The 22,605-nt window shown below is 69.3% G+C and carries 17 protein-coding genes; 3 read left to right on the forward strand and 14 right to left on the reverse strand.

The genetic code is table 11. The features are described 5' to 3' along the window. Nucleotides 1–61: 61 nt before the first annotated feature. Both ACWFRJ_RS37985 and ACWFRJ_RS37990 read right to left on the reverse strand, forming a co-directional pair. Entirely contained in the window at nt 62–763 is a 702-nt protein-coding gene (locus ACWFRJ_RS37985; RefSeq protein ID WP_453541905.1) for a ribonuclease HII, read from the reverse strand. A 47-nt stretch (nt 764–810) separates the two neighbouring features. Beyond that, nucleotides 811–1,425, reverse strand: coding sequence for a TetR/AcrR family transcriptional regulator (locus ACWFRJ_RS37990; RefSeq protein WP_453541910.1), 615 nt, complete (start codon nt 1,423–1,425; stop codon nt 811–813). Between the two features lie 126 nt (nt 1,426–1,551). Here ACWFRJ_RS37990 and ACWFRJ_RS37995 point away from each other — a divergent pair, with 126 nt between their 5' ends. After that, entirely contained in the window at nt 1,552–3,108 is a 1,557-nt protein-coding gene (locus tag ACWFRJ_RS37995; protein WP_453541913.1) for an MFS transporter, read from the forward strand. Nucleotides 3,109–3,194: 86 nt separating this feature from the next. Here ACWFRJ_RS37995 and ACWFRJ_RS38000 read toward each other — a convergent pair whose 3' ends face one another. From ACWFRJ_RS38000 to ACWFRJ_RS38020, 5 genes are all read right to left on the reverse strand, one after another. Further along, the gene (locus ACWFRJ_RS38000; protein ID WP_453541916.1) at nt 3,195–4,814 is read right to left on the reverse strand and encodes a DUF4153 domain-containing protein; all 1,620 of its coding nucleotides are present in this window, start codon (nt 4,812–4,814) and stop codon (nt 3,195–3,197) included. Nucleotides 4,815–5,095: 281 nt separating this feature from the next. Beyond that, complete coding sequence (locus tag ACWFRJ_RS38005) at nt 5,096–6,004, reverse strand: ADP-ribosylglycohydrolase family protein (RefSeq protein ID WP_453541919.1); 909 nt, start codon at nt 6,002–6,004, stop codon at nt 5,096–5,098. 12 nt (nt 6,005–6,016) lie between these two features. Then, entirely contained in the window at nt 6,017–6,676 is a 660-nt protein-coding gene (locus tag ACWFRJ_RS38010) for a histidine phosphatase family protein (RefSeq protein WP_453541922.1), read from the reverse strand. Nucleotides 6,677–6,828: 152 nt separating this feature from the next. Then, nucleotides 6,829–7,434, reverse strand: coding sequence for a YdbC family protein (locus tag ACWFRJ_RS38015; RefSeq protein WP_453541925.1), 606 nt, complete (start codon nt 7,432–7,434; stop codon nt 6,829–6,831). Nucleotides 7,435–7,468: 34 nt separating this feature from the next. Continuing rightward, nucleotides 7,469–8,302 carry an arylamine N-acetyltransferase family protein gene (locus ACWFRJ_RS38020; protein ID WP_453541928.1) on the reverse strand — a complete coding sequence of 278 codons (834 nt, stop codon included), beginning with the start codon at nt 8,300–8,302 and terminating at the stop codon, nt 7,469–7,471. Nucleotides 8,303–8,484: 182 nt separating this feature from the next. On the opposite strand from ACWFRJ_RS38020, the gene ACWFRJ_RS38025 reads away from it, so the two are divergent. Beyond that, nucleotides 8,485–9,012 carry a TerD family protein gene (locus ACWFRJ_RS38025; RefSeq protein WP_453541931.1) on the forward strand — a complete coding sequence of 176 codons (528 nt, stop codon included), beginning with the start codon at nt 8,485–8,487 and terminating at the stop codon, nt 9,010–9,012. Between the two features lie 146 nt (nt 9,013–9,158). On the opposite strand, the gene ACWFRJ_RS38030 is transcribed toward ACWFRJ_RS38025, so the two are convergent. Together ACWFRJ_RS38030 and nrdR are read right to left on the reverse strand one after the other, a co-directional pair. Next, on the reverse strand, nt 9,159–12,059 hold the full coding sequence (locus tag ACWFRJ_RS38030; RefSeq protein ID WP_453541934.1) for a vitamin B12-dependent ribonucleotide reductase: 2,901 nt from the start codon (nt 12,057–12,059) through the stop codon (nt 9,159–9,161). A gap of 136 nt (nt 12,060–12,195) precedes the next feature. Continuing rightward, nucleotides 12,196–12,750 (reverse strand): transcriptional regulator NrdR, encoded by a 555-nt coding sequence (gene nrdR / locus ACWFRJ_RS38035; RefSeq protein WP_453541937.1) that lies wholly within the window; start codon nt 12,748–12,750, stop codon nt 12,196–12,198. Nucleotides 12,751–13,245: 495 nt separating this feature from the next. Here nrdR and lexA point away from each other — a divergent pair, with 495 nt between their 5' ends. Further along, a complete protein-coding gene (gene lexA / locus ACWFRJ_RS38040; protein WP_453541940.1) occupies nt 13,246–14,028 on the forward strand; it encodes a transcriptional repressor LexA in 783 nt (260 codons plus the stop codon). A 159-nt stretch (nt 14,029–14,187) separates the two neighbouring features. Here the strand turns inward: lexA and ACWFRJ_RS38045 are convergent, their stop codons facing one another. The 5 genes from ACWFRJ_RS38045 to ACWFRJ_RS38065 all read right to left on the reverse strand — a co-directional run bounded on the left by ACWFRJ_RS38045 (nt 14,188) and on the right by ACWFRJ_RS38065 (nt 22,567). Then, a complete protein-coding gene (locus ACWFRJ_RS38045; RefSeq protein WP_453541943.1) occupies nt 14,188–16,251 on the reverse strand; it encodes an ATP-dependent DNA helicase in 2,064 nt (687 codons plus the stop codon). A 40-nt stretch (nt 16,252–16,291) separates the two neighbouring features. Beyond that, nucleotides 16,292–18,202 (reverse strand): IucA/IucC family protein, encoded by a 1,911-nt coding sequence (locus tag ACWFRJ_RS38050; RefSeq protein ID WP_453541945.1) that lies wholly within the window; start codon nt 18,200–18,202, stop codon nt 16,292–16,294. Between the two features lie 71 nt (nt 18,203–18,273). Further along, complete coding sequence (locus tag ACWFRJ_RS38055) at nt 18,274–19,011, reverse strand: GNAT family N-acetyltransferase (protein ID WP_453541948.1); 738 nt, start codon at nt 19,009–19,011, stop codon at nt 18,274–18,276. 36 nt (nt 19,012–19,047) lie between these two features. Then, on the reverse strand, nt 19,048–21,015 hold the full coding sequence (locus ACWFRJ_RS38060; RefSeq protein ID WP_453541951.1) for an IucA/IucC family protein: 1,968 nt from the start codon (nt 21,013–21,015) through the stop codon (nt 19,048–19,050). Between the two features lie 97 nt (nt 21,016–21,112). Next, nucleotides 21,113–22,567, reverse strand: coding sequence for a diaminobutyrate--2-oxoglutarate transaminase family protein (locus ACWFRJ_RS38065; protein ID WP_453541953.1), 1,455 nt, complete (start codon nt 22,565–22,567; stop codon nt 21,113–21,115). Between the last annotated feature and the right edge of the window lie 38 nt (nt 22,568–22,605).

The following is a 22,605-nucleotide window of genomic DNA, read 5'->3' on the forward strand; positions in this document are numbered from 1 at the left end:
GACGCCGGTGCGAGTGGCATCGGCGGGTGGCACATGAGTGCGAGTGGAACTGCCGGAAGTGTCAGAAGTCGAAGCCAAGCTGGCCCTCGATTTCCGGAACGCTCCCATCCGCCCAGCTGCGGGCCTTCTTGAGGTGCCGCCACTGGGGCAGCGCATCAAGATACGCCCACGACATCCGGTGGTACGGGGTGGGCCCCCGCTCCGCCAGCGCGGCCTTGTGCACCGGCGACGGATAGCCGGCGTTGGCCGCAAAACCGAAGTCTGCATGTTCGATACCCAGTTCGGCCATCATTTTGTCGCGCCGAACCTTGGCGATCACCGACGCCGCAGCGACGGCCACACAGGATTGATCGCCTTTGATCACCGTACGAACCCGCCAGGGAATCCCGAGATAGTCGTGCTTCCCATCGAGAATCACCGCTTCCGGACGCACCGGCAACGCCTCCAGGGCGCGCACGGCGGCGAGCCGCAGCGCGGCGGTCATCCCCATGTCGTCGATCTCCTCGGGCGAGGAGTGCCCCAGGGCGTACGCCGTGACCCAGCTCTCCAGTTCCCCGGCGAGCGTGGTGCGCCGCTTGGGACTGATCAGCTTGGAGTCGGTGAGTCCTTCGGGCGGCCTGCGCAGTCCCGTGATCGCCGCACAGACGGTCACCGGTCCCGCCCACGCGCCGCGCCCGACTTCGTCGACGCCGGCAACGATCTTCGCTCCGGTGGTAGCGCGAAGGGAGCGCTCGACGGTGTGGGTGGGAGGTTCGTACGGCATGGCGCCAGACAGCGTACGCCGCCGGATGTCACCCGCGACACCCAGGTCTACCGACGGAGCAGCGGAACCATGACCTGGTCGATCAGTTCGGCGAATTCCTCGTCGCTCCATTCGCTCCCGCACACCTTGGAGCGATACATCATCATCGCCGGAATGACGTCGCATACGTACGGGTCCACGGCCTCGGAGCGCACCTCTCCGCGCTCGACCCCACGACGTACGACCTCTTTGATCAGCTCCACGCTCGGCTCGACGACCCCCTCGAAGATCACTCCATGGAACCGCTCGGCCGTCACCGTGTCGCATTCGTGAAGCACGGCCCGGAGAGCGAATCCGGGGCGCGAGAACATCGCCGCACGCATCTGCCTGCACAGCTGAAGGAGGTCCTCCCTGACTCCGCCGCAGTCCGGTGCGGAGTCGAGTTTCGGGAGGCCCGCCTGCAGCGCGTCCACGACGAGGTCCTCCTTGGAGGGCCACCGACGGTACACCGCGGCCTTGCCGGTCTGCGCGCCCGCGGCCACACCCTCCATCGTCAGGCCGTTCCAGCCGACGGTGCTGAGCTGCTCGAGCGTGGCATCGAGGATCGCCCGCTCCAGCACAGGGCCTCGTCGGCGCGGGGAGGCCGTCTGAGCGGAGGCGGCGCTCCAGCGCGAAGTAACCATCGATATCTCTCCGTTGCGCAATTCGAGGCAGTGTCAGTGAACGGTTGCGTTCACTGATGGGGAGTCACTACCGTGGACGGGACAGTGAACGGTTGCGTTCACTACTGCTCTTGTGGGGGATCCATAGTGACAACCTCTCAGTTAGCTCAAGATCAGAAGCCCGGCGCCGCCCGCCGAGCGGGCCGGCCAGGAATCGCGCTAGCCGTCATCGCGGCCTGCCAACTCATGGTGGTCCTCGACGCGACGATTGTGAACATCGCGCTCCCGCACATTCAGGACGCGGTCAAATTCACCACCACTGACCTCACTTGGGTCGTCAGCGCGTACACGCTCACTTTCGGCGGGCTGCTGCTTCTCGGTGGCCGCGCCGGTGACATCCTCGGCCGCCGCCGGGTCTTCATGACCGGCATCCTGGTCTTCACCCTCGCCTCACTGCTCGGCGGATTCGCCCAGGAACCCTGGCAGTTGCTCGCCGCGCGGGCCTTGCAGGGCGTAGGCGGCGCGATCGCATCGCCCACCTCCCTGGCACTCATCACCACGACCTTCCCCGAAGGCCCCGAGCGCAACCGCGCGTTCGGTGTCTTCGCGGCCGTCTCCGCGGGCGGCGGCGCCATCGGTCTGCTGGCCGGCGGCATGCTCACGGAGTGGCTCGACTGGCGCTGGGTGCTGTTCGTGAACGTCCCCATCGGCATCCTGATCGCCTTCCTCGCCCCGCTCTACATCAACGAGTCCGAGCGCCATCCGGGCCGTTTCGACATCGCGGGCGCCCTCACGTCGACCCTCGGCATGGCCTCCCTGGTCTACGGATTCATCCGGGCGGCCGAGGACGGCTGGCGCGACAGCCTCACCCTGGCGTCGTTCGGCGCGGCGATCGTCCTGCTCCTGGCCTTCACCCTGATCGAGAGCCGGGCGAAGGAACCGATCACTCCGCTGAAGATGTTCGCGGACCGCAACCGCTCGGGCTCGTACGTGATCATGCTGAGCCTGGCCGCGGCGATGTTCGGCATGTTCTTCTTCATCGTGCTCTTCGTCCAGAACGTACTGGGCTACACACCGATCGAAGCGGGCCTCGCCTTCCTGCCGATCACGGTCGCGATCGTGGCGGGCGCGGGCATCTCCCAACGGCTGCTTCCGGTCCTCGGCCCCAAGCCGTTCATGGTGACCGGTTCGGCCCTCGTGGCCCTCGGGCTCGGCTGGCTGACCCTCATCGGCCCGGACAGTTCGTACGCGAGCGGCGTGCTCGGCCCGATGCTGGTGTTCGGCTTCGGCATGGGTCTGAACTTCGTGACCCTTACATTGACGGCCGTCTCCGGAGTGGCCCCACACGAGGCGGGCGCCGCGTCGGGCCTGCTCAACGCGACACAACAGGTGGGCGGTTCACTCGGCCTCTCCATCCTGACCACGGTGTTCGGCACGGCGAGCCGGAACGAGGGCAAGGAACAGATGGCGGACTTCATGGCGCACGCGTCGCCGGAACAGAAGGCCGCCTTCGCCAAGACCGGTGAACTGCCCGCTCCCTGGGGACACGAAGTGCTGTCCCAGGGGATCTCGACGGCCTTCATCCCGGCCGTCGTCATGGCCCTGCTCGCCCTGATCACCGCCGTGGTGCTTGTCCGGGTGCGCAAGAGCGACCTGGATGCACTGTCCGGTACGGCCGGTGCGGCGGGGCCCGCGGGCGGCTGACGGGGCGTACGTGCCGGGCCTCCACAGCGGCGGGCCTGCGGTTCCACGAGACCGTTCATGAGACCGCAGGCCCACCGGAGCGCGCCTCAGCGGTACGAGGTCTCCTGGCCGCCGAATCGATCGCAGCCCTCCGGGGGGACCTCCGGCGGCCGTTCCTCGATGATGTCCCTGGCCCGCGCCTCACCCAGGCTGGTGGCGTACCAAGGGCCGCGCTCGGACCCGAGGCCGTTCGCGATGCCCTCAAGGGCGCAGGAACGCAGCGGCTCCGGCAGCCCGTCGACGGCTGGTGCGGCATCGGCGGACAGCTCGCGCGCGTACTCCAGGTCGAACTTCCCGGTGTCCTCGTAGCGCTGGACATTGCGCTCGGCGATGAGTCCGTCGGGCGAGAGGATCCCGAAGGCCAGCACACTGGCCGCGGCGCTCGCGGCGACAGCACGCGGCAGCCAGCGGGCGCCCCACACCCCCGCCGCCATGATCAATACGATGATCAGGCCGAGCCAGAGCTCCACGGCCACGACCGAGACCCTCAGCCGGGTCAGGCCGTACGCATCGACGTACATGTCCATGCGGCGCACCGCCGACGCCACGACGACGAGCGTGAGGGCGCAGAGCGTACCGAGCACGGCCCGCACAAGACCCCGGTCGCCGGACCCGTCACGCGGCGCCCAGCGCAGGGCGAGAACGATGACGCCCAAAGTGAGCAGCGTGGCAAGCAGCAGCTGCCAGAAGCCCTGGCGCGCGTACTCCGCGTACGAGAGGTCGGTCTTCTCGAGGACCGCGTCGTAGCCACCGAAGAGCACGGCGAGCTGGACCACGTTGAACGCCGCGAACAGCAGGTTCAGGACGATCAGCGGCAGCGCCCACTCCATGCGGCCCCGCTCCCGGCCAGGACCCACGACGAGCCGGTCCCAGCGCACGGGTGCGGCAGCGGTGTGCGCCGCGGCGAGCGCTCCGACGACACCGGCCGCAAAGAGCAGCAGGCGCCACGGCCCCTCGGCGACGGAGGCGTCGGGCATCAGATCGCCGAGCAGCCCCGCGAAGGCGGCGTCGGCCCCGGCGAACAGCGCGCCGAAGACCAGCAGCAGGACGGCGGTCACCGCGACCGCCCGCAGCACGGGCCCGCTCCGTGACCCGCTCGCGCGGCTCCGTGCACCGTGCCAGCCCCAGCCCAGGCCGGAGATCATCGCTTCGAAGAGCCCGAGCGGGCCGAGCAGGACGCCTGGCCAGGTGCGGCAGCCGTGAAGGGCGAGCGAGCCGAGCGCGACGGCCGAGACGATGGCGAGGAACGAGGGCAAGCCCGCGTCCCGCAGGGCGGGCACAGCAAGCAGCCCGAGGCCGCCGATCGCCCAGACCAGCGTCCAGGGGCGCGGCCTGCGACCGGCCTGATCGGCGGCGAAGTACGCGGCGAGCGCGGCCGGCACGGCGACGATCAGCAGATTGAGCGCGAGCCCGTCACCGAGCAGCACCATGCTCAGGAGGCCGGTGGCGAGCACCGCGCCAAGCGTTCCCGTCCGGACCGGAGCGGGCGGCTCGGCCCGCAGATCGGCCAGGAACGGCTCGGGCTTGCCCGCGGGGCCCACCGGGTACGCCCAGTTGGGGGGCGGCGGCCCTGGGCTCGCCTCAGCGGCACGCGGGGCGGGCACGACGTCCTCTGGCCCCTCGCCCTGGCTCTCCCTCTCGCTGCCGCTGTCTGACGGCTCAGGCATGGACGACGTAGACGATGTGGACGGCGTAGACGGCGTGGACGGTGTATCGGACACGGGACCCCCTCCCGGCCGGTCCGCACGTGCAGCGGACGGCACGCACGCGTGGCGGGGCCGCCGGGCGACCGGCATCTCGTTGAGGACACGCAAGTCATGATCAACTCGCGGCCTGCCGGAAAGAGTAGCCGCGAGGCCGACGAGGCTCCCCGAATCGGCCCCGCTGTGGCATGACCGTGACAGTCACTCGCACCGAGCCCCTGGAGTCCGAAATCAGGAGCCCGAAGTCAGCCCGCCCCGACCGGCACCCAGCCGGGCAACGCCTCGCTCTGCTCCAGCCACTCGTCCAAGGGCGCACCGCCCTCACCGGAAGCAACCACTCCGCCCACGATGGCGCAGGTCGTATCCATGTCGCCGCCCACCTGGGCGGTGGACCAGATGGCCCGCTCATAGGCGCCGAGGCCTCGGGCGGCCGACCACAGAGCGAAGGGCACCGTGTCATGAGCCGTCGTACGGCGGCCGCAGCCCAGGACCGCGGCGACCGTCGCCGCGTCCCCGTAGTCGAGCATGTCCCGCGCCCGGCGGAGCCCCGCTCCCACGGCGCTGCGGGGAACGAGGTCGATGACGCCGTCGAGCAGCGCCTTCGGCGTGGGCGGCCCGTCGGGGGCGGCCGCCAGTGCCGCGGCGGCGGCCACCGCCATGGCTCCCACGACCGCCTCACGGTGCTGATGGGTGGGGTACGCGGAGATCTCCGCCTGGTGCGTCGCCTGCTCGGGATCGTCCGCGTACCAGGCGCCGAGCGGCGCGATCCGCATGGCAGCGCCGTTCCCCCAGGAGCCCTGCCCCTTGAACAGCGCGGAGGCCAGCTCCCGCCAGTCACCGCCCTCCCGGACCTGCCTGAGCAGCCGGTTCACGGCAGGGCCGTAGCCGCGGTCGAAGTCATGGTGCTCGGCGAAGGACAGGGCGAGCGCGTCCTGGTCGATCCGGTCGTGACGGACCAGGACCGCGAGCACGGAACAGGCCATCTCGGTGTCGTCGGTCCACTGCCAGGGGCCTGGGGGCGCTTCCCGGCGCTTCAGCAGCGGGTAGTTCGCGGGCACGAAGAACTGTGAGCCCAGCGCGTCCCCCACCGCCAGTCCGCGCAGGCTGGCCAGAGCGCGGGCCAGGCGCCGGTCGGGAGAGGAGTCAGCGGTCATCGCCCTGCCACTCTATCCGGTGACGCCGTACGGTTCCGGTTCGCGCCAGCGTTCGAACGGGCGATCCAGTGTGTACTTGCCGTCGTCGCCGAGCACCAGCGTCCGCATCTCGCCGTTCCCGGGGTTGGACAGCGACTCGAACTCCGCCACCGACCAGTGGAACCAGCGCATGCAGAACAACCGCATGGTCAGGCCATGGGTGACGAGGAGGACGTTCGGCGGATGATCCGGTGCCTCGAAGCTCCGGTACAGGCTCTCCAGGAACGCGCCCACCCTGTCGTACACGTCGGCCCCCGACTCGCCCTGGGCGAAGCGGTAGAAGAAGTGTCCGTACGCGTCGCGGTACGCCTTCTGGAGTCTGACGTCGTCCCTGTCCTGCCAGTTTCCCCAGTCCTGCTCCCGCAGCCGCGGCTCCTCGCGCACCCGCACGAGGCCGGGATCGAGCCGCATGGCCCGGAAGGTCTCATGGGTGCGGCGATAGGGCGAGACGTACACGCTCACCCGCTCCAGGCCTACGGCTTCCCGTAGCTGCTCACCCGTCTCGTCCGCCTGCCGCCACCCCTTCTCGGTGAGCGCAAGGGCGTGGTCGGGTTCGCGTTCGTACACGGTGTCGTCGGCGTTTCCGGCCGACTCGCCGTGTCGGACAAGGAAGATGCGCCGCGGACGTGCCATACGGAAACCCTAGATCGACCCCTGCCGGACGGCCCAACCGGTCGGCCGTCCGAGCTCCATCCGGCGTATACGGCCACTACCCGTACCGCCAGCCGTCACCCTCACCCTCACCCGCATCGGCGCCGCAGCAGGTCGCCCCGCACGACGCGTCATCACACCGTCCATGACGGCTCCAGTTCCACGATGTCACCGGCAAGGGCCGCGACGTCGGCCTCCGTCTGGGCGCGCAGCGAGAGGCGTTCCACCCGTTCCCTGCGGTACTTGCCGTGCTCGGCGGCCGACAGCCACATCGAGAGGACGAGGAACTCGTGCCCGGGCGCCTCGCCGAAGAGCCCGCGCACCATACCGGGAGAGCCCGCCATCGCCGGGTTCCAGACCTTCTCCTGCATCAGCGCGAAGTGCTCCACCCGCTCCTCATGGACCCGGCAGTGCGCCACCCGCACCACGTCGGCATCCGCGAAACGCGGCTCAAATCCTGTCTTCACGTCGAAACGGTGGTCAAATAACTTGCTCTGGATGTCCTTGAAGGTGCCCGCCTGTGCGGAGGCCAGCCGGTCATGGGAGCGCGCCATGAAGGAGTCGTAGAAAGCCCGGCTCTCCCAGAAGGCGAAGACATGCGCCACGCCCGGCCGCTCACGGCTCCACCCTCCACCCTGTCCCCGGAACCCCGGCTCCCCCAGAAGCCCCGCCCACTTTCGCTGCCCCCGCTCGAACCCCCGTCGGTCCACCACGGTGCAGCGAATCCACTTGACCAGCACCGCGCCATCGTACGGCCGCTGAGCGTGGCCCGGGTCACGCTCCGGCGTAGTGCGCCCGGATCAGCTCGGCGCAGTCGTCGGCGCCCAGTTCGATATCGAACTCGCGGGCGATAACCTCGCTCAACTCATCGACGGATACGTCGCGTTCGTCCTTTGTGCCGTCCGGTCGCGTCACCGTCAGATGCTCACCGACCAATGTGCGACGCACATCAGGAGCGGCCCTCTGGAGCACGGGACGGCGGATGAACGACGACCTGGGGTGGGTCGACGTGTAGTGGTTCATCACTACGTAGTCGACGGGAAGGCGTTCTTCCAGCGTGTATTCGTAGAGATCGAACCAGCCGTCCGCGTGCTCGGTCCGCAACACCCGCGCACCGTTCGCCTCCTGGACGATCCCGAACCGCCACTCTCCTTGTCGCACGTTCTGCGGTACGTCGTTCCCGTCCCCCATGGGGATCGGTTCGAGCAGCCCCTCGGCACCGAAACCGACGTCACAGTGCCACTGCCGCCCGTCCGCCTCGACCTTCAGGAGCATGTGCGTCACCGCGCGACGCGACGATGCGCCCACTCTGACCCGCGCGCCGAGTCCCGTGACGGCGAAGCCGATGCGTTCCAGAGCCGCGGCGAACAGGAGGTTCTGCTCGTAGCAGTAGCCGCCTCTGCGCTGCCGCACCAGCTTGTCCTGGAGTGCCGCCAGCTCCAGCGGTACGGGGCGGCCCAGCATCATCTCCAGGTTCTCGAAGGGGATCGAGGCCACATGCGCCCCGTGGAGCGCACGGAGCGTGTCGAAGTCGGGCTTCACCTCTCCCTCGTGACCGATCCTGGCCAAGTAGGCCTCGATGTCCAGTTCTTCCCCGTTCCATGTCATGGGGCCCATGATCTACGCGCCCACGGACGCACGCCACCGGGAAAGCCCCCGGCAGCCCAACGGCCGTACCGACCAGGAAACTTCAGTGATGTCAGTCATACGCCGTAGCGTGTCTCCTGGACGTGCCGTGCGGACATGCCTGGTGCGTCAGCGTCAGCCGGTACACGAGGAGGGGAAGCTCTGTGAGCAGTGTCAGCAAGGGGATCGAAAAGGTCGAGGTGGGGCTCAAATGGGACCCGAGCCCTGTCGGTGCGCCACCGAATGATCTCGACATCATCGCCGCGACCTACTTGGCGGACGCTCCGTACGACAGCCCCGTGTATCTGGTGCACTTCGACAGCCGCGCCCCCGACGGGACCATCACCCTCAACAGGGACAGCACGACGGGCCAGGGCTTCGGCTTCGACGAGGTCATGACCCTGGAGCTCGACCGGCTCGCGGCGTCGTACGCGCGCGTGGTGGTCGGTGTGGCCATACAGCCTCACGAGGGGGAGAAGGTGTTCGGCGACATCCCGAACACCGCGGTGCGCATCCGCACGGGACACACCGACCTCGCGCAGAGCGACCTTTCCGCGGTCTCCGGGCACACGGCCGCGACGATCGCGGAGTTCACCCGAAGCGAGTCGGGCGCATGGTCCTTCCGCGAGATCATCCGCGGATTCGACGCCGACCCGACGTCGTTCGCCGCGGTGATGGGGACCGCGATCTGAGGACGACGTCCGCAGACGGCCCCGAGCCACGGTTCTTCGCGTCACGAGAAACGCCGAGGGCGGTGGCGCCGATTCCTCGGCACCACCGCCCTTGGCGTTCAGGCTTTACTCCGGGCTAGCGCCCGGAGCTCCCGGCAAGTGCGGGATCAGCTGCAACCACTGGTCGAGCCGCAGCCCTCGCAGATGTAGCAGGAACCGGCGCGCTGCATCTTCGTCCCGCAGGAGAAGCACAGCGGTGCGTCGGCCTGGATGCCCAGCTGCATCTCCACGAGCTCGGCGCTGGTGTGCGCCTGCTGCGGAGCGGGCTTCTCGGCCTCGGCCGCCTTCGGCACGGCGACCGGCTTCAGGATCTCGGGCTGCTGCGGAGCGGCCAGGCCCAGACCCTCGGCGTCCGCGTCGGAGCCGTCGAGGAACGGCTCGTACGAACCGGTGTCCAGGTGACGCTGACGCTCCTCGGCCGAGTGAATGCCGAGCGCGGAACGGGTCTCGAAGGGCAGGAAGTCCAGCGCCAGGCGGCGGAAGATGTAGTCGACGATCGACTGCGCCATCCGCACGTCCGGGTCGTCCGTCATGCCGGCCGGCTCGAAGCGCATGTTCGTGAACTTCGAGACGTACGTCTCCAGCGGAACGCCGTACTGCAGGCCCACGGAGACGGCGATCGAGAAGGCGTCCATCATGCCCGCGAGGGTCGAACCCTGCTTGGACATCTTCAGGAAGACCTCGCCGAGACCGTCGTCCGGGTAGGAGTTGGCGGTCATGTAGCCCTCGGCGCCACCCACGGTGAAGGAGGTGGTGATCCCCGGGCGGCCCTTGGGAAGGCGCTTGCGGACGGGGCGGTACTCGACCACCTTCTCGACCGCGGTGCGGATCGTGTCCTCGGCCTTCTCGGTGACCGCGACCTTCTCCTGCTCCTTCTTCTTGGCGGAGAGGGGCTGGCCGACCTTGCAGTTGTCGCGGTAGACGGCGAGCGCCTTGACGCCCATCTTCCAGGCCTCGTAGTAGACCTCTTCGACGTCCTCGACGGAGGCGGTCTCCGGGAGGTTGACCGTCTTGGAGAGCGCGCCGGAGATCCACGGCTGGATGGCCGCCATCATCCGGACGTGACCCATCGCGGAGATGGAGCGCTCGCCCATCGCGCAGTCGAAGATCTCGTAGTGCTCGGTCTTCAGGCTCGGGGCGTCGGTCACATTGCCGTTCTCGGCGATGTGGGCGACGATCGCCTCGATCTGCTCCTCCTGGTAGCCCAGGCGACGCAGCGCCTGCGGCACGGTGCCGTTGACGATCTGCATCGAGCCGCCGCCGACGAGCTTCTTGAACTTGACCAGGGCGAGGTCCGGCTCGAGGCCGGTGGTGTCGCAGGACATCGCGAGACCGATGGTGCCGGTCGGGGCGATGACCGATGCCTGGGAGTTACGGAAACCGTTCTTCTCACCGAGGCGGAGCACGTCCTGCCAGGCCTCCGTGGCGGCGGCCCAGACCGGCGTGTCCAGGTCGTCGACGCGGATCGCCGTGCCGTTGGCGTCGGAGTGCTGCTTCATGACGCGATTGTGCGGCGTGGCGTTCTTGGCGTAGCCGTCGTACGGGCCGACGACCGCGGCGAGCTCGGCGGAACGCTTGTACGAGGTACCGGTCATCAGCGAGGTGATGGCACCGGCGAGCGCGCGGCCGCCGTCGGAGTCGTAGGCGTGGCCGGTCGCCATGAGCAGGGCACCCAGGTTGGCGTAACCGATGCCGAGCTGACGGAAGGCGCGGGTGTTCTCGCCGATCTTCTGCGTCGGGAAGTCCGCGAAGCAGATGGAGATGTCCATCGCGGTGATGACGAGCTCGACGACCTTCGCGAAACGCTCGGCCTCGAAGGACTGGTTGCCCAGGCCGTCGTCCTTGAGGAACTTCATCAGGTTCAGCGAGGCGAGGTTGCAGGACGTGTTGTCCAGGTGCATGTACTCGCTGCACGGGTTCGAGCCGTTGATCCGGCCGGACTCCGGGCAGGTGTGCCAGGCGTTGATGGTGTCGTCGTACTGAATGCCGGGGTCGGCGCAGGCCCAGGCGGCCTCGGCCATCTTGCGGAAGAGCGACTTGGCGTCGACCTCCTCGATGACGTCGCCCGTCATGCGGGACGTGAGGCCGAACTTGCCGCCCTCCTCGACCGCCTTCATGAACGTGTCGTTCACGCGGACCGAGTTGTTGGCGTTCTGGTACTGGACGGACGTGATGTCGTCGCCGCCCAGGTCCATGTCGAAGCCCGCGTCACGCAGGGCGCGGATCTTCTCCTCTTCCTTCACCTTGGTCTCGATGAAGCCCTCGATGTCGGGGTGGTCGACGTCGAGGATGACCATCTTGGCCGCGCGGCGCGTGGCGCCACCCGACTTGATCGTTCCCGCGGACGCGTCGGCACCGCGCATGAAGGAGACCGGCCCCGAGGCGTTGCCGCCGGAGGAAAGGAGCTCCTTGGAGGAACGGATGCGGGAGAGGTTCAGGCCGGCGCCGGAGCCGCCCTTGAAGATCATCCCCTCTTCCTTGTACCAGTCGAGGATCGAGTCCATGGAGTCGTCCACAGCCAGGATGAAGCAGGCGGAGACCTGCTGCGGCTGGGGCGTGCCCACGTTGAACCAGACCGGCGAGTTGAAGCTGAAGACCTGGTGCAGGAGGGCGTACGCCAGCTCGTGCTCGAAGATCTCGGCGTCGGCGGGCGACGCGAAGTAGTTGTAGTCCTCGCCGGCCTTCCGGTACGTCTTCACGATGCGGTCGATCAGCTGCTTGAGGCCGGTCTCGCGCTGCGGGGTGCCAACGGCCCCGCGGAAGTACTTACTGGTGACGATGTTGACCGCGTTCACCGACCAGAAGTCGGGGAACTCGACGCCACGCTGCTCGAAGTTGATCGAGCCGTCGCGCCAGTTGGTCATGACGACGTCTCGGCGCTCCCAGACCACCTCGTCGTACGGATGCACGCCGGGCGTCGTATGGATGCGCTCGATACGCAGACCCTTGCTGGCCTTGGATCCCTTGGCGCGGGAACCTCGTGCCGGGCCGCTCGTCGTCTCGGTCATGCCGCCTCCCTGTATCAGGCTAAAACGCCCTGAAGTGCCACGATGTTCCCGTGACACGGTGTTGTCCGGTGCCGCGGAGCCCGCAAAGGCGCCCCGCAAGCAGGTCTGTGTGTGCCGCCGTAGACCGCTGCGCGGGTCAGTCGGTGGCAGTGGCGGGCACCGGGACTTCGACAGTCCCTCCGGGCCCGCAGTTTTTCGCGCCGCGCTCGCCGTCGGCGCCGGGCGACTCGTCGTCGAGCCGCTTTTCCCGCTGGTCCCTCAGTTCCTCGACAGCAGCCTCGAAGTCATCGAGAGAGTCGAACGCCCGGTACACGGACGCGAAGCGCAGGTAGGCCACGAGGTCCAGCTCCTGCAGCGGACCGAGTATGGCCAGACCCACGTCGTGCGTGGTCAGTTCGGCACTCCCGGTGGCCCGCACCGCCTCTTCGACCCGCTGGCCGAGCAGAGCGAGGGCGTCCTCGGTCACCGGCCGCCCCTGGCACGCCTTGCGTACGCCGTTGATCACCTTCGTACGACTGAAAGGCTCGGTCACGCCGCTGCGCTTGACCACCATCAGTGAGCACGTCTCGACGGTCGTGAAGCGACGCGAGCAGTCGGGGCACTGACGGCGCCTGCGGATCGACGTTCCGTCATCAGTGGTGCGACTGTCGACGACGCGACTGTCGGGGTGCCTGCAGAAGGGGCAGTGCATGGAACTCCCAACCCTCCTTCAGGACACGACTCGTAGGCCTCACCAGGCCCGTGAGGCCCTCGAAGCAGCCCCAAGCATAGGCGATGCCCGCGGCCTGAAAAGACCGGGGACCACAACTTCTGGGCCGTGGTTGCAATCCAACCACTAGATCTGGGGTTTGGCCGCAAATTCGGCCTCATCGCGTGTCGCGCGCCCGCGGCCCGCCGTGAAGGTTACGAGGCCGCCTCGCGCGCCACACAGGAAGGGGGTGGTGCCGGTCCGACCGGGCGGCGAGTGGCAGTATGGGAGCCCCGCTGAGGGGGCCGCGACCTCAGCGGTGAAGCGTACCGTAATCAACCGAAATGCCATTCGGCTCGAACGTTAGCCATACACCCAGACGCATGATCGCAGTAGGCATTCTGCGATTTTTCACTCGAACGTGTGTTTGGCGCAACCTTTCGAAAGCAACTACCGTTGGCTAACTAGGGAGAACATTCTCGAGAGGGGCCGACCGACGTGACCACCACCGCAGACAGCGCCACCATCACCGCCCAGGACCGCCAGAGCCGACTCGAGCCGGTGCATGCCATGAATGACGCAGACACGAACCAGGAGGGCCCCAAGCCCACCCGCTCCCTACCGGGCCGACCTCCTGGAATCCGCGCCGACAGCTCGGGGCTCACCGACCGGCAGCGCCGTGTCATCGAGGTCATCAGGGACTCGGTGCAGCGGCGGGGCTACCCGCCGTCGATGCGGGAGATCGGGCAGGCGGTAGGCCTCTCCAGCACCTCGTCGGTCGCCCATCAGCTGATGGCCCTGGAGCGCAAGGGCTTCCTGCGCCGTGACCCGCACCGCCCGCGTGCGTACGAGGTGCGCGGCTCGGACCAGCCGAGCAGCCAGCCCACGGACACGGCAGGCAAGCCCGCCGCTTCGTACGTGCCGTTGGTCGGCCGCATCGCCGCCGGTGGTCCGATCCTCGCCGAGGAGTCGGTGGAAGACGTCTTCCCGCTCCCCCGGCAGCTCGTCGGCGACGGTGAGCTGTTCGTCCTCAAGGTCGTCGGCGACTCGATGATCGAGGCCGCGATCTGCGACGGGGACTGGGTGACGGTCCGCCGCCAGCCCGTCGCCGAGAACGGCGACATCGTCGCCGCCATGCTCGACGGCGAGGCGACGGTCAAGCGGTTCAAGCGCGAGGACGGACACGTGTGGCTGCTGCCTCACAACTCCGCGTACCAGCCCATCCCCGGCGACGAGGCGACGATCCTCGGCAAGGTCGTGGCGGTGCTGCGGCGGATCTGAGCCGCCGCCCCTGACCGGGCCCCGGAACCAACTGCGCCGGTTCCGGGGCCCTGCTGTGTCCGGGGCTCGTATGTACCTGCATGCGTCCGGGGGGGCGTATGTACCTGCGCGCGTCCAGGGGGGCGTACGTACCTGCTGCGTCCGGGGGTCGTACGCGGGCTACTCCTCGTCGGCCGAGTCCTCGCTCCCGGCCTTGTCCTCCTCAGCTGCCTTGTCTTCAGCTGCCTTGTCTTCGTCGGCGGCCGTGATCGTGACCTTTGCCTTCGCCGCCGCGTCGATAGCGGCCAGGGAACGGCGCGCCTGATTGCGGTCCGTCGTGTACCAGAAGTCGGGCAGCGAGGCCCTCAGATAGCTGCCGTAGCGCGCCGTGGCGAGCCGGGGGTCCAGGATGGCGACCACTCCCCGGTCCGCCGAGGCCCGCACGAGGCGGCCCGCTCCCTGCGCCATCAAGAGCGCCGCGTGCGTCGCGGCGACGGCCATGAAGCCGTTGCCGCCGTTGTCGTCCACCGCCTTCTGGCGCGCGCTCATCAGCGGGTCGTCGGGACGCGGGAAGGGGATCTTGTCCATGACCACCAACTGGCAGCTCGCGCCCGGCACGTCGACGCCCTGCCACAACGACAGCGTCCCGAACAGGCAGGTCTGCGAGTCCGCAGCGAAGTTCTTGATCAGCTCGCCGAGCGTCTCCTCGCCCTGCAGCAGGATGGGCATGTCGAGCCGGCCACGGAGCTCCTCGGCGGCGTTCTGAGCGGCGCGCATGGACGAGAAGAGGCCGAGCGTGCGGCCGCCCGCCGCCTCGATCAGTTCGGCCAGCTCCTCGATCATGTCGGTGCGCGTGCCCTCGCGGGCGGGCCGGGCCAGATGCTGGGCGACGTACAGAATGCCCTGCTTGCGGTAGTCGAAGGGCGAGCCGACATCGAGGCCCTTCCAGGCCGGGGCGTCCTCGGACGCAGTGCCCTCGGGGGCGAGCCCCACGGAGGCTCCCACCCCGTTGAAGTCGCCGCCGAGCTTGAGGGTGGCCGACGTGAGGACCACGGAGCGGTCGCTGAAGAGCTTCTCGCGGAGCAGGCCCGACACGGACATGGGCGCCACCCGCAGCGAGGCCCCGAAGCGGTCGTGACGCTCGTACCAGACGACGTCCCACTCGGAGCCGTTCGCGATGCGCTCCGCCACGTCGTGGACCGACTCGACGGAGGCGAGGGCCTGCTTGCGTACCGAGTCCTCGTCCTGGACCGACTTGTCGCGGGTGGAGCCGAGCGCCGAGATGACCGTGCGGGCGGCGTCACGCAGGGCCATCAGGGCGTACCCGAGGTCCTCCGGAACCTCCTCGAGACGGCCGGGAAGGGCCAGCTCCATCACCCGCTCGAAGCCCTCGGACGCGGTCTGGAGCTGATCGGCCGCCTTTTCGTTCACGAGCTTGGCGGCCCGGCGCACCGCGCGGTTGACCTGGCCGGGAGTGAGCTCACCGGTGGCGACGCCGGTGACCCGGGACACCAGCTCATGGGCCTCGTCCACGATCAGCACCTCGTGCTGAGGAAGGACGGGAGCGCCCTCGATGGCGTCGATCGCGAGGAGCGCGTGGTTGGTGACCACCACCTCCGAGAGCTTGGCCCGCTCGCGCGCCGCCTCGGCGAAGCACTCCGCCCCATACGCGCACTTCGACGCTCCCAGGCACTCCCTGGAGGAGACGGACACCTGGGACCAGGCGCGGTCGGACACTCCAGGAGTGAGATCGTCCCGGTCGCCGGTCTCGGTCTCGTCAGCCCAGTCCCGCATCCGCAGCAGGTCCTGCCCGAGCTTGCTGGAGGGGGCGGCGGCCTCGAACTGGTCGAAGAGCCCCGGCCCCTCCTCCTCTTCCTGCGGCACTCCTTCGTGGAGGCGATGCAGGCACAGGTAGTTCGAGCGGCCCTTGAGCATGGCGAACTGGGGCCGGCGCCGCAGCAGGGGATGCAGGGCGTCCACCGTCCGCGGCAGGTCACGCTCCACGAGCTGGCGCTGCAGCGCCAGCGTGGCGGTCGCGACCACCACACGCTCGCCGTGCGCGAGGGCGGGCACCAGATAGCCGAGGGACTTGCCCGTGCCGGTACCGGCCTGGATCAGCAGGTGGGAGCCGTCGTCGATCGCCTCGGCGACGGTCTCGGCCATCGTCACCTGGCCAGGGCGCTCTGTGCCGCCGACGGCGGTGACGGCGGCGTGCAGGAGCTCGGGAAGGGAGGGCTTTGTCATAGCGCGACCACCCTACGGGTCTCCACTGACAATCCTCCGGTCAAGGCTGATGAAGGGGGTTCGGAACGCTCCCGTGCACGGCGGCGTGCGGGCGCTCGGGGCGGTCCCGGTACCCATCGAGGTGGAGCCGGTTGCGATTGAGACAGAGCCGCTCGATGCGGGGGGTGAGCAGGTCGAACATCGCGTATCGCTCCTTGAGCTGCGGGGCACGCGCCTGATGGCGGAGGATCTCGGCACGGACGAGGGACCAGAAGGCGTTCTCCGAGATGCCCAACTGCTCGTGGCAGAGCGGGGCGAGATAACGGAAGACACCCACGAAGAGCCCTGAGTGGATGAACTGGGTGAGGAAGTCGGGGCGTTCGGTGAGCAGTACGTCCCTGACGTCGTCCGGCATCGACGCGTGCTCCGGAAGGGCATCGGCGCTGACGTTGACGTCGTCCACGAAGTCCTTCACCGCGAGCCGGACGGGTACGTCCCTGTCGTCGAAGACGACGATGGCGTTCTCCCCGTGAGGGGAGAACACCGTGCCGTACCGGTACAGGAACTGCAGGAGCGGAGGGAGCAGGGCGGCGAAGAAGTGCCGCAGCCACACCTCGGGGGCGAGGCGCGAGCGCTCGACAAGCTCGGCGACGAAAGCCTTGCCGTGCGGGTCGGTGTGCAACAAAGAGGCAAGCGTGCGGGCGCGCTCGTCGGGAGCGAGGTACCGGGTGATCGGCTCGCGCCAGATCGCACCGAGCAGTTCCTTGTACTGGTAGGAGACCTCGGGCAGGCCTTCGTACAGCGGGTGCTCGACGGTCACCGACGCGACCTCGCCGAGCAGGATCATCCGGCATTCGTCACGCAGGAAGGGGTCCGCGTCGCGCAGCGCGTGCATCCAGGCGGTGACGGCGGGGGCGGCCAGGGTGCGCTCGGTCGGGAGTCCGCGCCACACGAGGGTGTTGAGGATCGACAGCGGCAGCTTGACGGTGTGCCGGTCCGAGCGGGACAGGTTCAGGAACGTACGAATGGACTGCTGGGGCAGCCGCAGATCGCCGTCGGTGGTGAGGGGGACGATCATTCCCGCGGCGACCGAAGGGGCGAAGAGAGGGAGGACGATGTCGTCCCACTGCCACGGATGCACCGGCAAGTAGAGATAGGCATGCGGGTCGAGGCCGCGTGCCCTGAGTATGCCTGCGAAGGACTTCCTTGTGGCGGCGTCGAGTTCACGTGTGTAGAGCTTCTCCGCCGTGTCCAGGCCGGTGACACCCCGGTAGGCGGCGAGGTCGGTGTGGACCGCGATCCAGGGGAGCCGCGCGGTGAGGCGGGCCTCGGGCGCCCAGCGGGCGGTGTCGCTCGCGGAGAAACCGATGCGGCCCTTGTTGAGGACGAGCCAGGGGTGGCCGGTCTGATGCCCTTCGAGTTGCGCGTAGTCGAGGTCGGCGAGCTGCGCCGCGGTGAGGGCGGTCCGGTCGAGCCGGGTGTCGGCGGCGAGCGTGACGGTCAGCTCGCGGATGAGGTGGCCGAGCGTGGCGCCGTCGATTCCCAGGGTGCGGCGGGCTCGGGTGAGGAATTGGAGGGGGTCGCTGAAGGGGAGCGGCGGTCCGTCTCCCTCGGCCAGGGCCAGGCTGTCCGGGTCGACGTGCCAACTGCCGTACGAGCCGCGGTGTGCGCGGAAGTGGAGACGGGGGGCTGCCGTCGGGGGCTCGTGTCCGTCGTCCCGGCCCTGTCCATCGTCTGCGTGGCCCCCGTGGGCCCCGTGGCCCCCGTCGTCGTCATCGAGCCGGAGGCTGTAGCTGTCCGTTTCGCCCGGTCCGGCGGGGGCGGGCTCGATGATCTCCTCATAGGCGAACTCACCGACCATTTTGGCGAGGAGACGGCGCCCGGCCCTCGCCCACCTCTCCGGGGTCAGCTCGGGCGGGTCGTACAGAACGGATGGTGTTGGGGCCGTCGGGGGAACGGACGGATTCGGCACGGGAACTCCTCAGGGAGGGAACCGGATCAGGTCGAGCGGTGTACTGAGGGTGAGCGCTGAGGGTGAGCGGATCAGAGCACTGCGCGCAGGGCGCGGTCACGGACCATGAGCGCCGCGCGCTTGTCGGGGAGATCCACCTCGGCGGAGAAGCGGAATCCTGCGCTCAGAAATGCGGAGACGGAAGGGGTGTTGCGGAGGTCGGGTTCCGCGACGACACGTGCGCATGCGGCTCGATGGTCGAGCACGAGGTCGGCGACCGCTCTCAGCAAGGAGGTGCCGAGCCCCCGGCCGCGGTCGGCGACACCGCCGATGAGGAGATGGAGGCCGGTGTCGTGCGGGCGGGCCGGATAGTGGCGGGCCAGGGCGTCGAGGTCCGCGCGGTAGACCTCCCAGTAGCTCATCGGTGTGCCGTCCAGAACACCGAGGCACGGGACGCTGCGCCCGTCACCGTCGATCTGGTCGCGCAGATGCGCCTCCGTGACGGCATCGGGGCCGGCCAGCTCCCAGAACGCCGCCACGGCAGGGTCGTTCATCCACCGGCTGATGAGGGGGAGGTCGCGTTCGACACGTACGGAGACGAGTTGGAAGACACCGGCAGGGGTGGTCGCGGGGCCCCAGCCGGCGACGTTGTCGAGCAGATCGTCGACCGGCTCACTCGCGTCACCCGCGCCGAACAGGGCGATGAGCTCGTCCGGGAGGCGCAGGTCCAGGGTGTCCTGGATGTCTGCCCTGTCGGCGGTGGCGGACTCGGCAGCGGACTCGGGGGCGGTCTCGGTTCCGGCGTCGGCGCTCGCATCAGGCAGAGGCACGGCGTCGCTCCTCTCAGAAACGGCTGGTCATGTTCCTCAGGAATGAAGGGGGTTGGCGATGGAGACGTAGACGGACTGGGTGTCGACGGGGCCCTCGAGCTCGTCGAGCCCGCGAAGCCGGGTCAGCAGGTTGGCCTTGCACCGCAGCACGGGTGAGTCGAGAAGCAGGGAGGCCAAGGGCGTACGCAGGGAAGCAGGACCGGAGGCGACATCGCCGAGGAAGCGGCGGAACGCCGCGAGCAACAGCCGCTCGTCGGCCAGGCATTCGGCGCCGAGGGCTCCGATGAGGCCGAGGACGTTGTTGATGCCGAGGTAGTAGGCGAAGCGCTCGTTGGCCACTTCGTCGGACACGAACGTGTCGCTGTGCTCACCGATGCCGGGGAGCCTTCGTTCGAGTTCGGCGCGCCGGGACTCGCGGTAGTAGTACCCCTGATTGTCGCGGTACCGGCCGCCCACCGGCCAGCCGTCGGGGTCGAGCAGCAGGAGCGTGTTCTGCTGGTGGGCCTCCAGGGCGACACCAGCCTCACTGTCCAGCCAGAGCACGGGGCGTACGACGTTCTCCAGGTAGCGCAGGAACCACTCCGTGGCGACGGCTCCCCGCGGACGGCCCGTCCGCCCGGCGAGGCGGGTGACGATCTCGCCGAGCCGGGAGCGCATCGGGGCGCGGTCGTGCCCGGTGGACTGCGGTGACGGCCGGGGCGAGACGAGTCCCGCGATGCAGGTGACGTCGTCGCCGGGTCTGAAGGGGTTGTGCCGGATCATGACGTCGAGTCCGGGGACGGGCTCCCCGTCGGGGCCGTTCACGGCGAGCCAGGCCGGGTCACGGATCACGTCGAATCCCGGGTGGGCCGCCTGCCACCGCTCGGCGAGGCCGCTGCGAAGGAGCCGGTGGACCTCGACGCCTCGGTGGAGTTCCTTACGGAGATTCTCACGACGGGAGTTGGTGATGCGCAGCCCGAGCGAGAGCTTCAGCATGGCTGCGGCGCCCGAGCGGTAGAGGGTGCGCACGGAGGAGGTCGGGTACCACGGTGCGCCGTGGGGGCCGAGGTCCTTCAGGAGTCCGGCTTCCAGGAGAGCGGCGGTCGCGGGGCGGTGTCTGAGCTCACGGATCTGCCATGGGTGCAGGGGCAGGGCGGCGCGGCCTTCCGGCAGCGGCAGGTCCGGCCCTGCGAGGCGGGCGGTGAGCTGTTCGGCCGGGAGGGTGCGGCCACGCTCGGTCCAGGCCGAGCCCGCAGCGAGCACGGAGGGGTCGACGGCGAGCCAGTGCAGGGCGAAGGCGCCGCGCAACTCCGGTGAGTAGAGGCGGGATTCGGTGTCGGAGAGTCCCTCGCGGCTCTTCGGGGTGGGGTGCAGGGGGTGGCCGAGGAGCAAGGACTGCTCGGCGGCGAGGAAGAGGTCGGGCTCGTCGCCGGGGTTGTTCCTGCGGTCGGCGATGAAGGTGGCGGTGCGCCGCACCGAGTCGGCGACGCGGCCGACGAGGTCCCCTGCCTCGACTCGCTCGTCATCGCCATCGGTACTGGTAGCAGTACCAGTACCAGTACCGATGATCGTGCTCGGATCGGCGGCCGCACTGCGTCGGCCCGTCTCGCGGCCCAGGAGGGCGGCGACGGTGACGGCGTCGGCCGGGGGCGCGCTCTGGGGGCCGTCTTCCAGGTACGGGAGGCCGAACCGGTGCCAGCCCGTGGCCGACCAGTAGTACACGGGGACGAGGAGAGCGGTGCCGCTGGCGTCGAGCGGGATGCGCAGGGCGCCCTGCTCGGGGGCGGGGAAGTTGTTCTCGCGTACCCAGCAGCGCAGGAGGTTCTCGATGGCCGCCACCTGCGCGGCGGTGTACGGATCCGGGTGCTCCAAGAGGTCGGCGGTCGCGCCTCGCAGCTGCTCGCTCTGCCGTCCTCCCTTCTGCCGGGGGACCGTACCGGGCTCCGCCACCAGCGAGGATTGCTTGCCGCACGCACCTGGGACGTGGGAGTGGGGTGGGCCGTCGGATGCGGGGGTGGCGTTCAAGAGGGCTTCCTTGTGAAGTCGTTCGGGCTCCGGGGTGACGGGCTGGAGCTGTGCTGATGTCTTTTGGCCATACGCGGGACGGCCTGGTCCGGCGTGACTATCCGTGGTGCGGGCGCGCCGCCGCGGAGATCGCGTCGGCGAGGCGGTCCAGGATCGCGGCCGCCTGCTCGTCCGTAATGGTCAGAGGAGGAAGGAGGCGTACGACGCTGGAGTGCCGTCCGCCCAGCTCGACGATGAGTCCGCGGCGCAGGCACTCTCGTTGCACCACGGCAGCGAGTGCGGGCGCCGGGGGAAGCGGACGCGTGGTGCGGTCCAGGGCGAGGGGCGCGGCGGAGCCACCAGGGGCGGCGCGGTCCGAGGCACCCTGCCCGGGGTCGTCCGTGGCAGCCGGGTCCACGAGCTCGACGCCGATCATCAGGCCTCTGCCCCGGACATCGCCGATACAGGGATGCTCGGCGGCCAGGGACCGCAGCTGGGTGAGCATGCGGGCGCCCAGGACTCCGGCGCGCTCCGCGAGGCCGTTCTCACGGACGTACGCGAGGGTGGCCGTGCCCGCCGCCATGGCGAGCTGGTTGCCGCGGAAGGTGCCCGCGTGGGCGCCGGGCTGCCAGACGTCGAGGTCGTCGCGGTAGATCACGACGGCCAGGGGCAGGCTGCCGCCGATGGCCTTGGACAGCACCATCACGTCCGGGACGACGCCACTGTGCTCGACGGCCCAGAAGGCGCCGGTGCGCCCGACGCCGGTCTGGACCTCGTCCGCGATGAGCGGGATCGAGCGGGCGGCGGTGATCGCGCGCATCCGGCGCAGCCACTCGTCGGGGGCGGGGATCACACCGCCCTCGCCCTGCACCGGTTCGAGGATCATCCCGGCCGGCTGCGGCACTCCCGATTTGGTGTCGTCGAGGAGGCTCTCGGTCCAGCGGGCCGCGAGCTCGGCGCCGCCCGCACCGCCGATGCCGAACGGGCAGCGGTAGTCCTGCGGGTAGGGCAGGCGCGCGACGCGTACATCCGAAGCGCCGCCGGATGCTTCGAGCGCCCCTGCGGTCATCCCGTGGTAGGCGCCGGTGAAGGCGAGCAGGCCGTCGCGCCCGGTGGCCGTACGCACGAGTTTGAGCGCGGCCTCCACCGCGTCCGTACCGGCGGGGCCGCAGAACTGGATCCGCGCGCGGTCCGCGAGCCCGCGGGGCAGTGTGCGGAACAGCTCGGTGGTGAAGGCGTCCTTGACCGGCGTGGCCAGGTCGAGGACGTGCAGCGGTGCCCCCGAGTCGAGGACCTTTCTGATCGCCTCGAGCACAACCGGGTGATTGTGCCCGAGGGCCAGGGTCCCCGCACCCGAGAGGCAATCGAGGTAGCGCTGTCCGTCGGCGCCCTCGATCGTCAGGCCGCGCGCCCGCACCGGCACGATCGGCAGGGCGCGCGCATAGGTGCGCGCCGACGATTCGCGCGCCGACTGGCGTCGCAGGATCCCCTCGTGCGCTCCCTCTTGTGCTCCCTCGTGCGCTGCGGACTGCGCCGCGGAAACCGCCGCGGGCGCCGGCTCGGTCACGGCCACGACTGTTGGTCCTCCCGCTGGGAATGGGCGCTTCCCAC

It is taken from the genome of Streptomyces sp. NPDC055239 (genome assembly GCF_053606205.1).

Bases quoted from the DNA above. Each gene is read 5' to 3' on its own strand.
- ACWFRJ_RS38000 (WP_453541916.1), bottom strand. From the start codon at position 4,814: ATGCCTGAGCCGTCAGACAGCGGCAGCGAGAGGGAGAGCCAGGGCGAG.
- ACWFRJ_RS37990 (WP_453541910.1), bottom strand. From the start codon at position 1,425: ATGGTTACTTCGCGCTGGAGCGCCGCCTCCGCTCAGACGGCCTCCCCG.
- ACWFRJ_RS38045 (WP_453541943.1), bottom strand. From the start codon at position 16,251: ATGACAAAGCCCTCCCTTCCCGAGCTCCTGCACGCCGCCGTCACCGCC.
- ACWFRJ_RS38010 (WP_453541922.1), bottom strand. From the start codon at position 6,676: ATGGCACGTCCGCGGCGCATCTTCCTTGTCCGACACGGCGAGTCGGCC.
- ACWFRJ_RS37985 (WP_453541905.1), bottom strand. From the start codon at position 763: ATGCCGTACGAACCTCCCACCCACACCGTCGAGCGCTCCCTTCGCGCT.
- ACWFRJ_RS38030 (WP_453541934.1), bottom strand. From the start codon at position 12,059: ATGACCGAGACGACGAGCGGCCCGGCACGAGGTTCCCGCGCCAAGGGA.
- ACWFRJ_RS38005 (WP_453541919.1), bottom strand. From the start codon at position 6,004: ATGACCGCTGACTCCTCTCCCGACCGGCGCCTGGCCCGCGCTCTGGCC.
- ACWFRJ_RS38020 (WP_453541928.1), bottom strand. From the start codon at position 8,302: ATGACATGGAACGGGGAAGAACTGGACATCGAGGCCTACTTGGCCAGG.
- nrdR (WP_453541937.1), bottom strand. From the start codon at position 12,750: ATGCACTGCCCCTTCTGCAGGCACCCCGACAGTCGCGTCGTCGACAGT.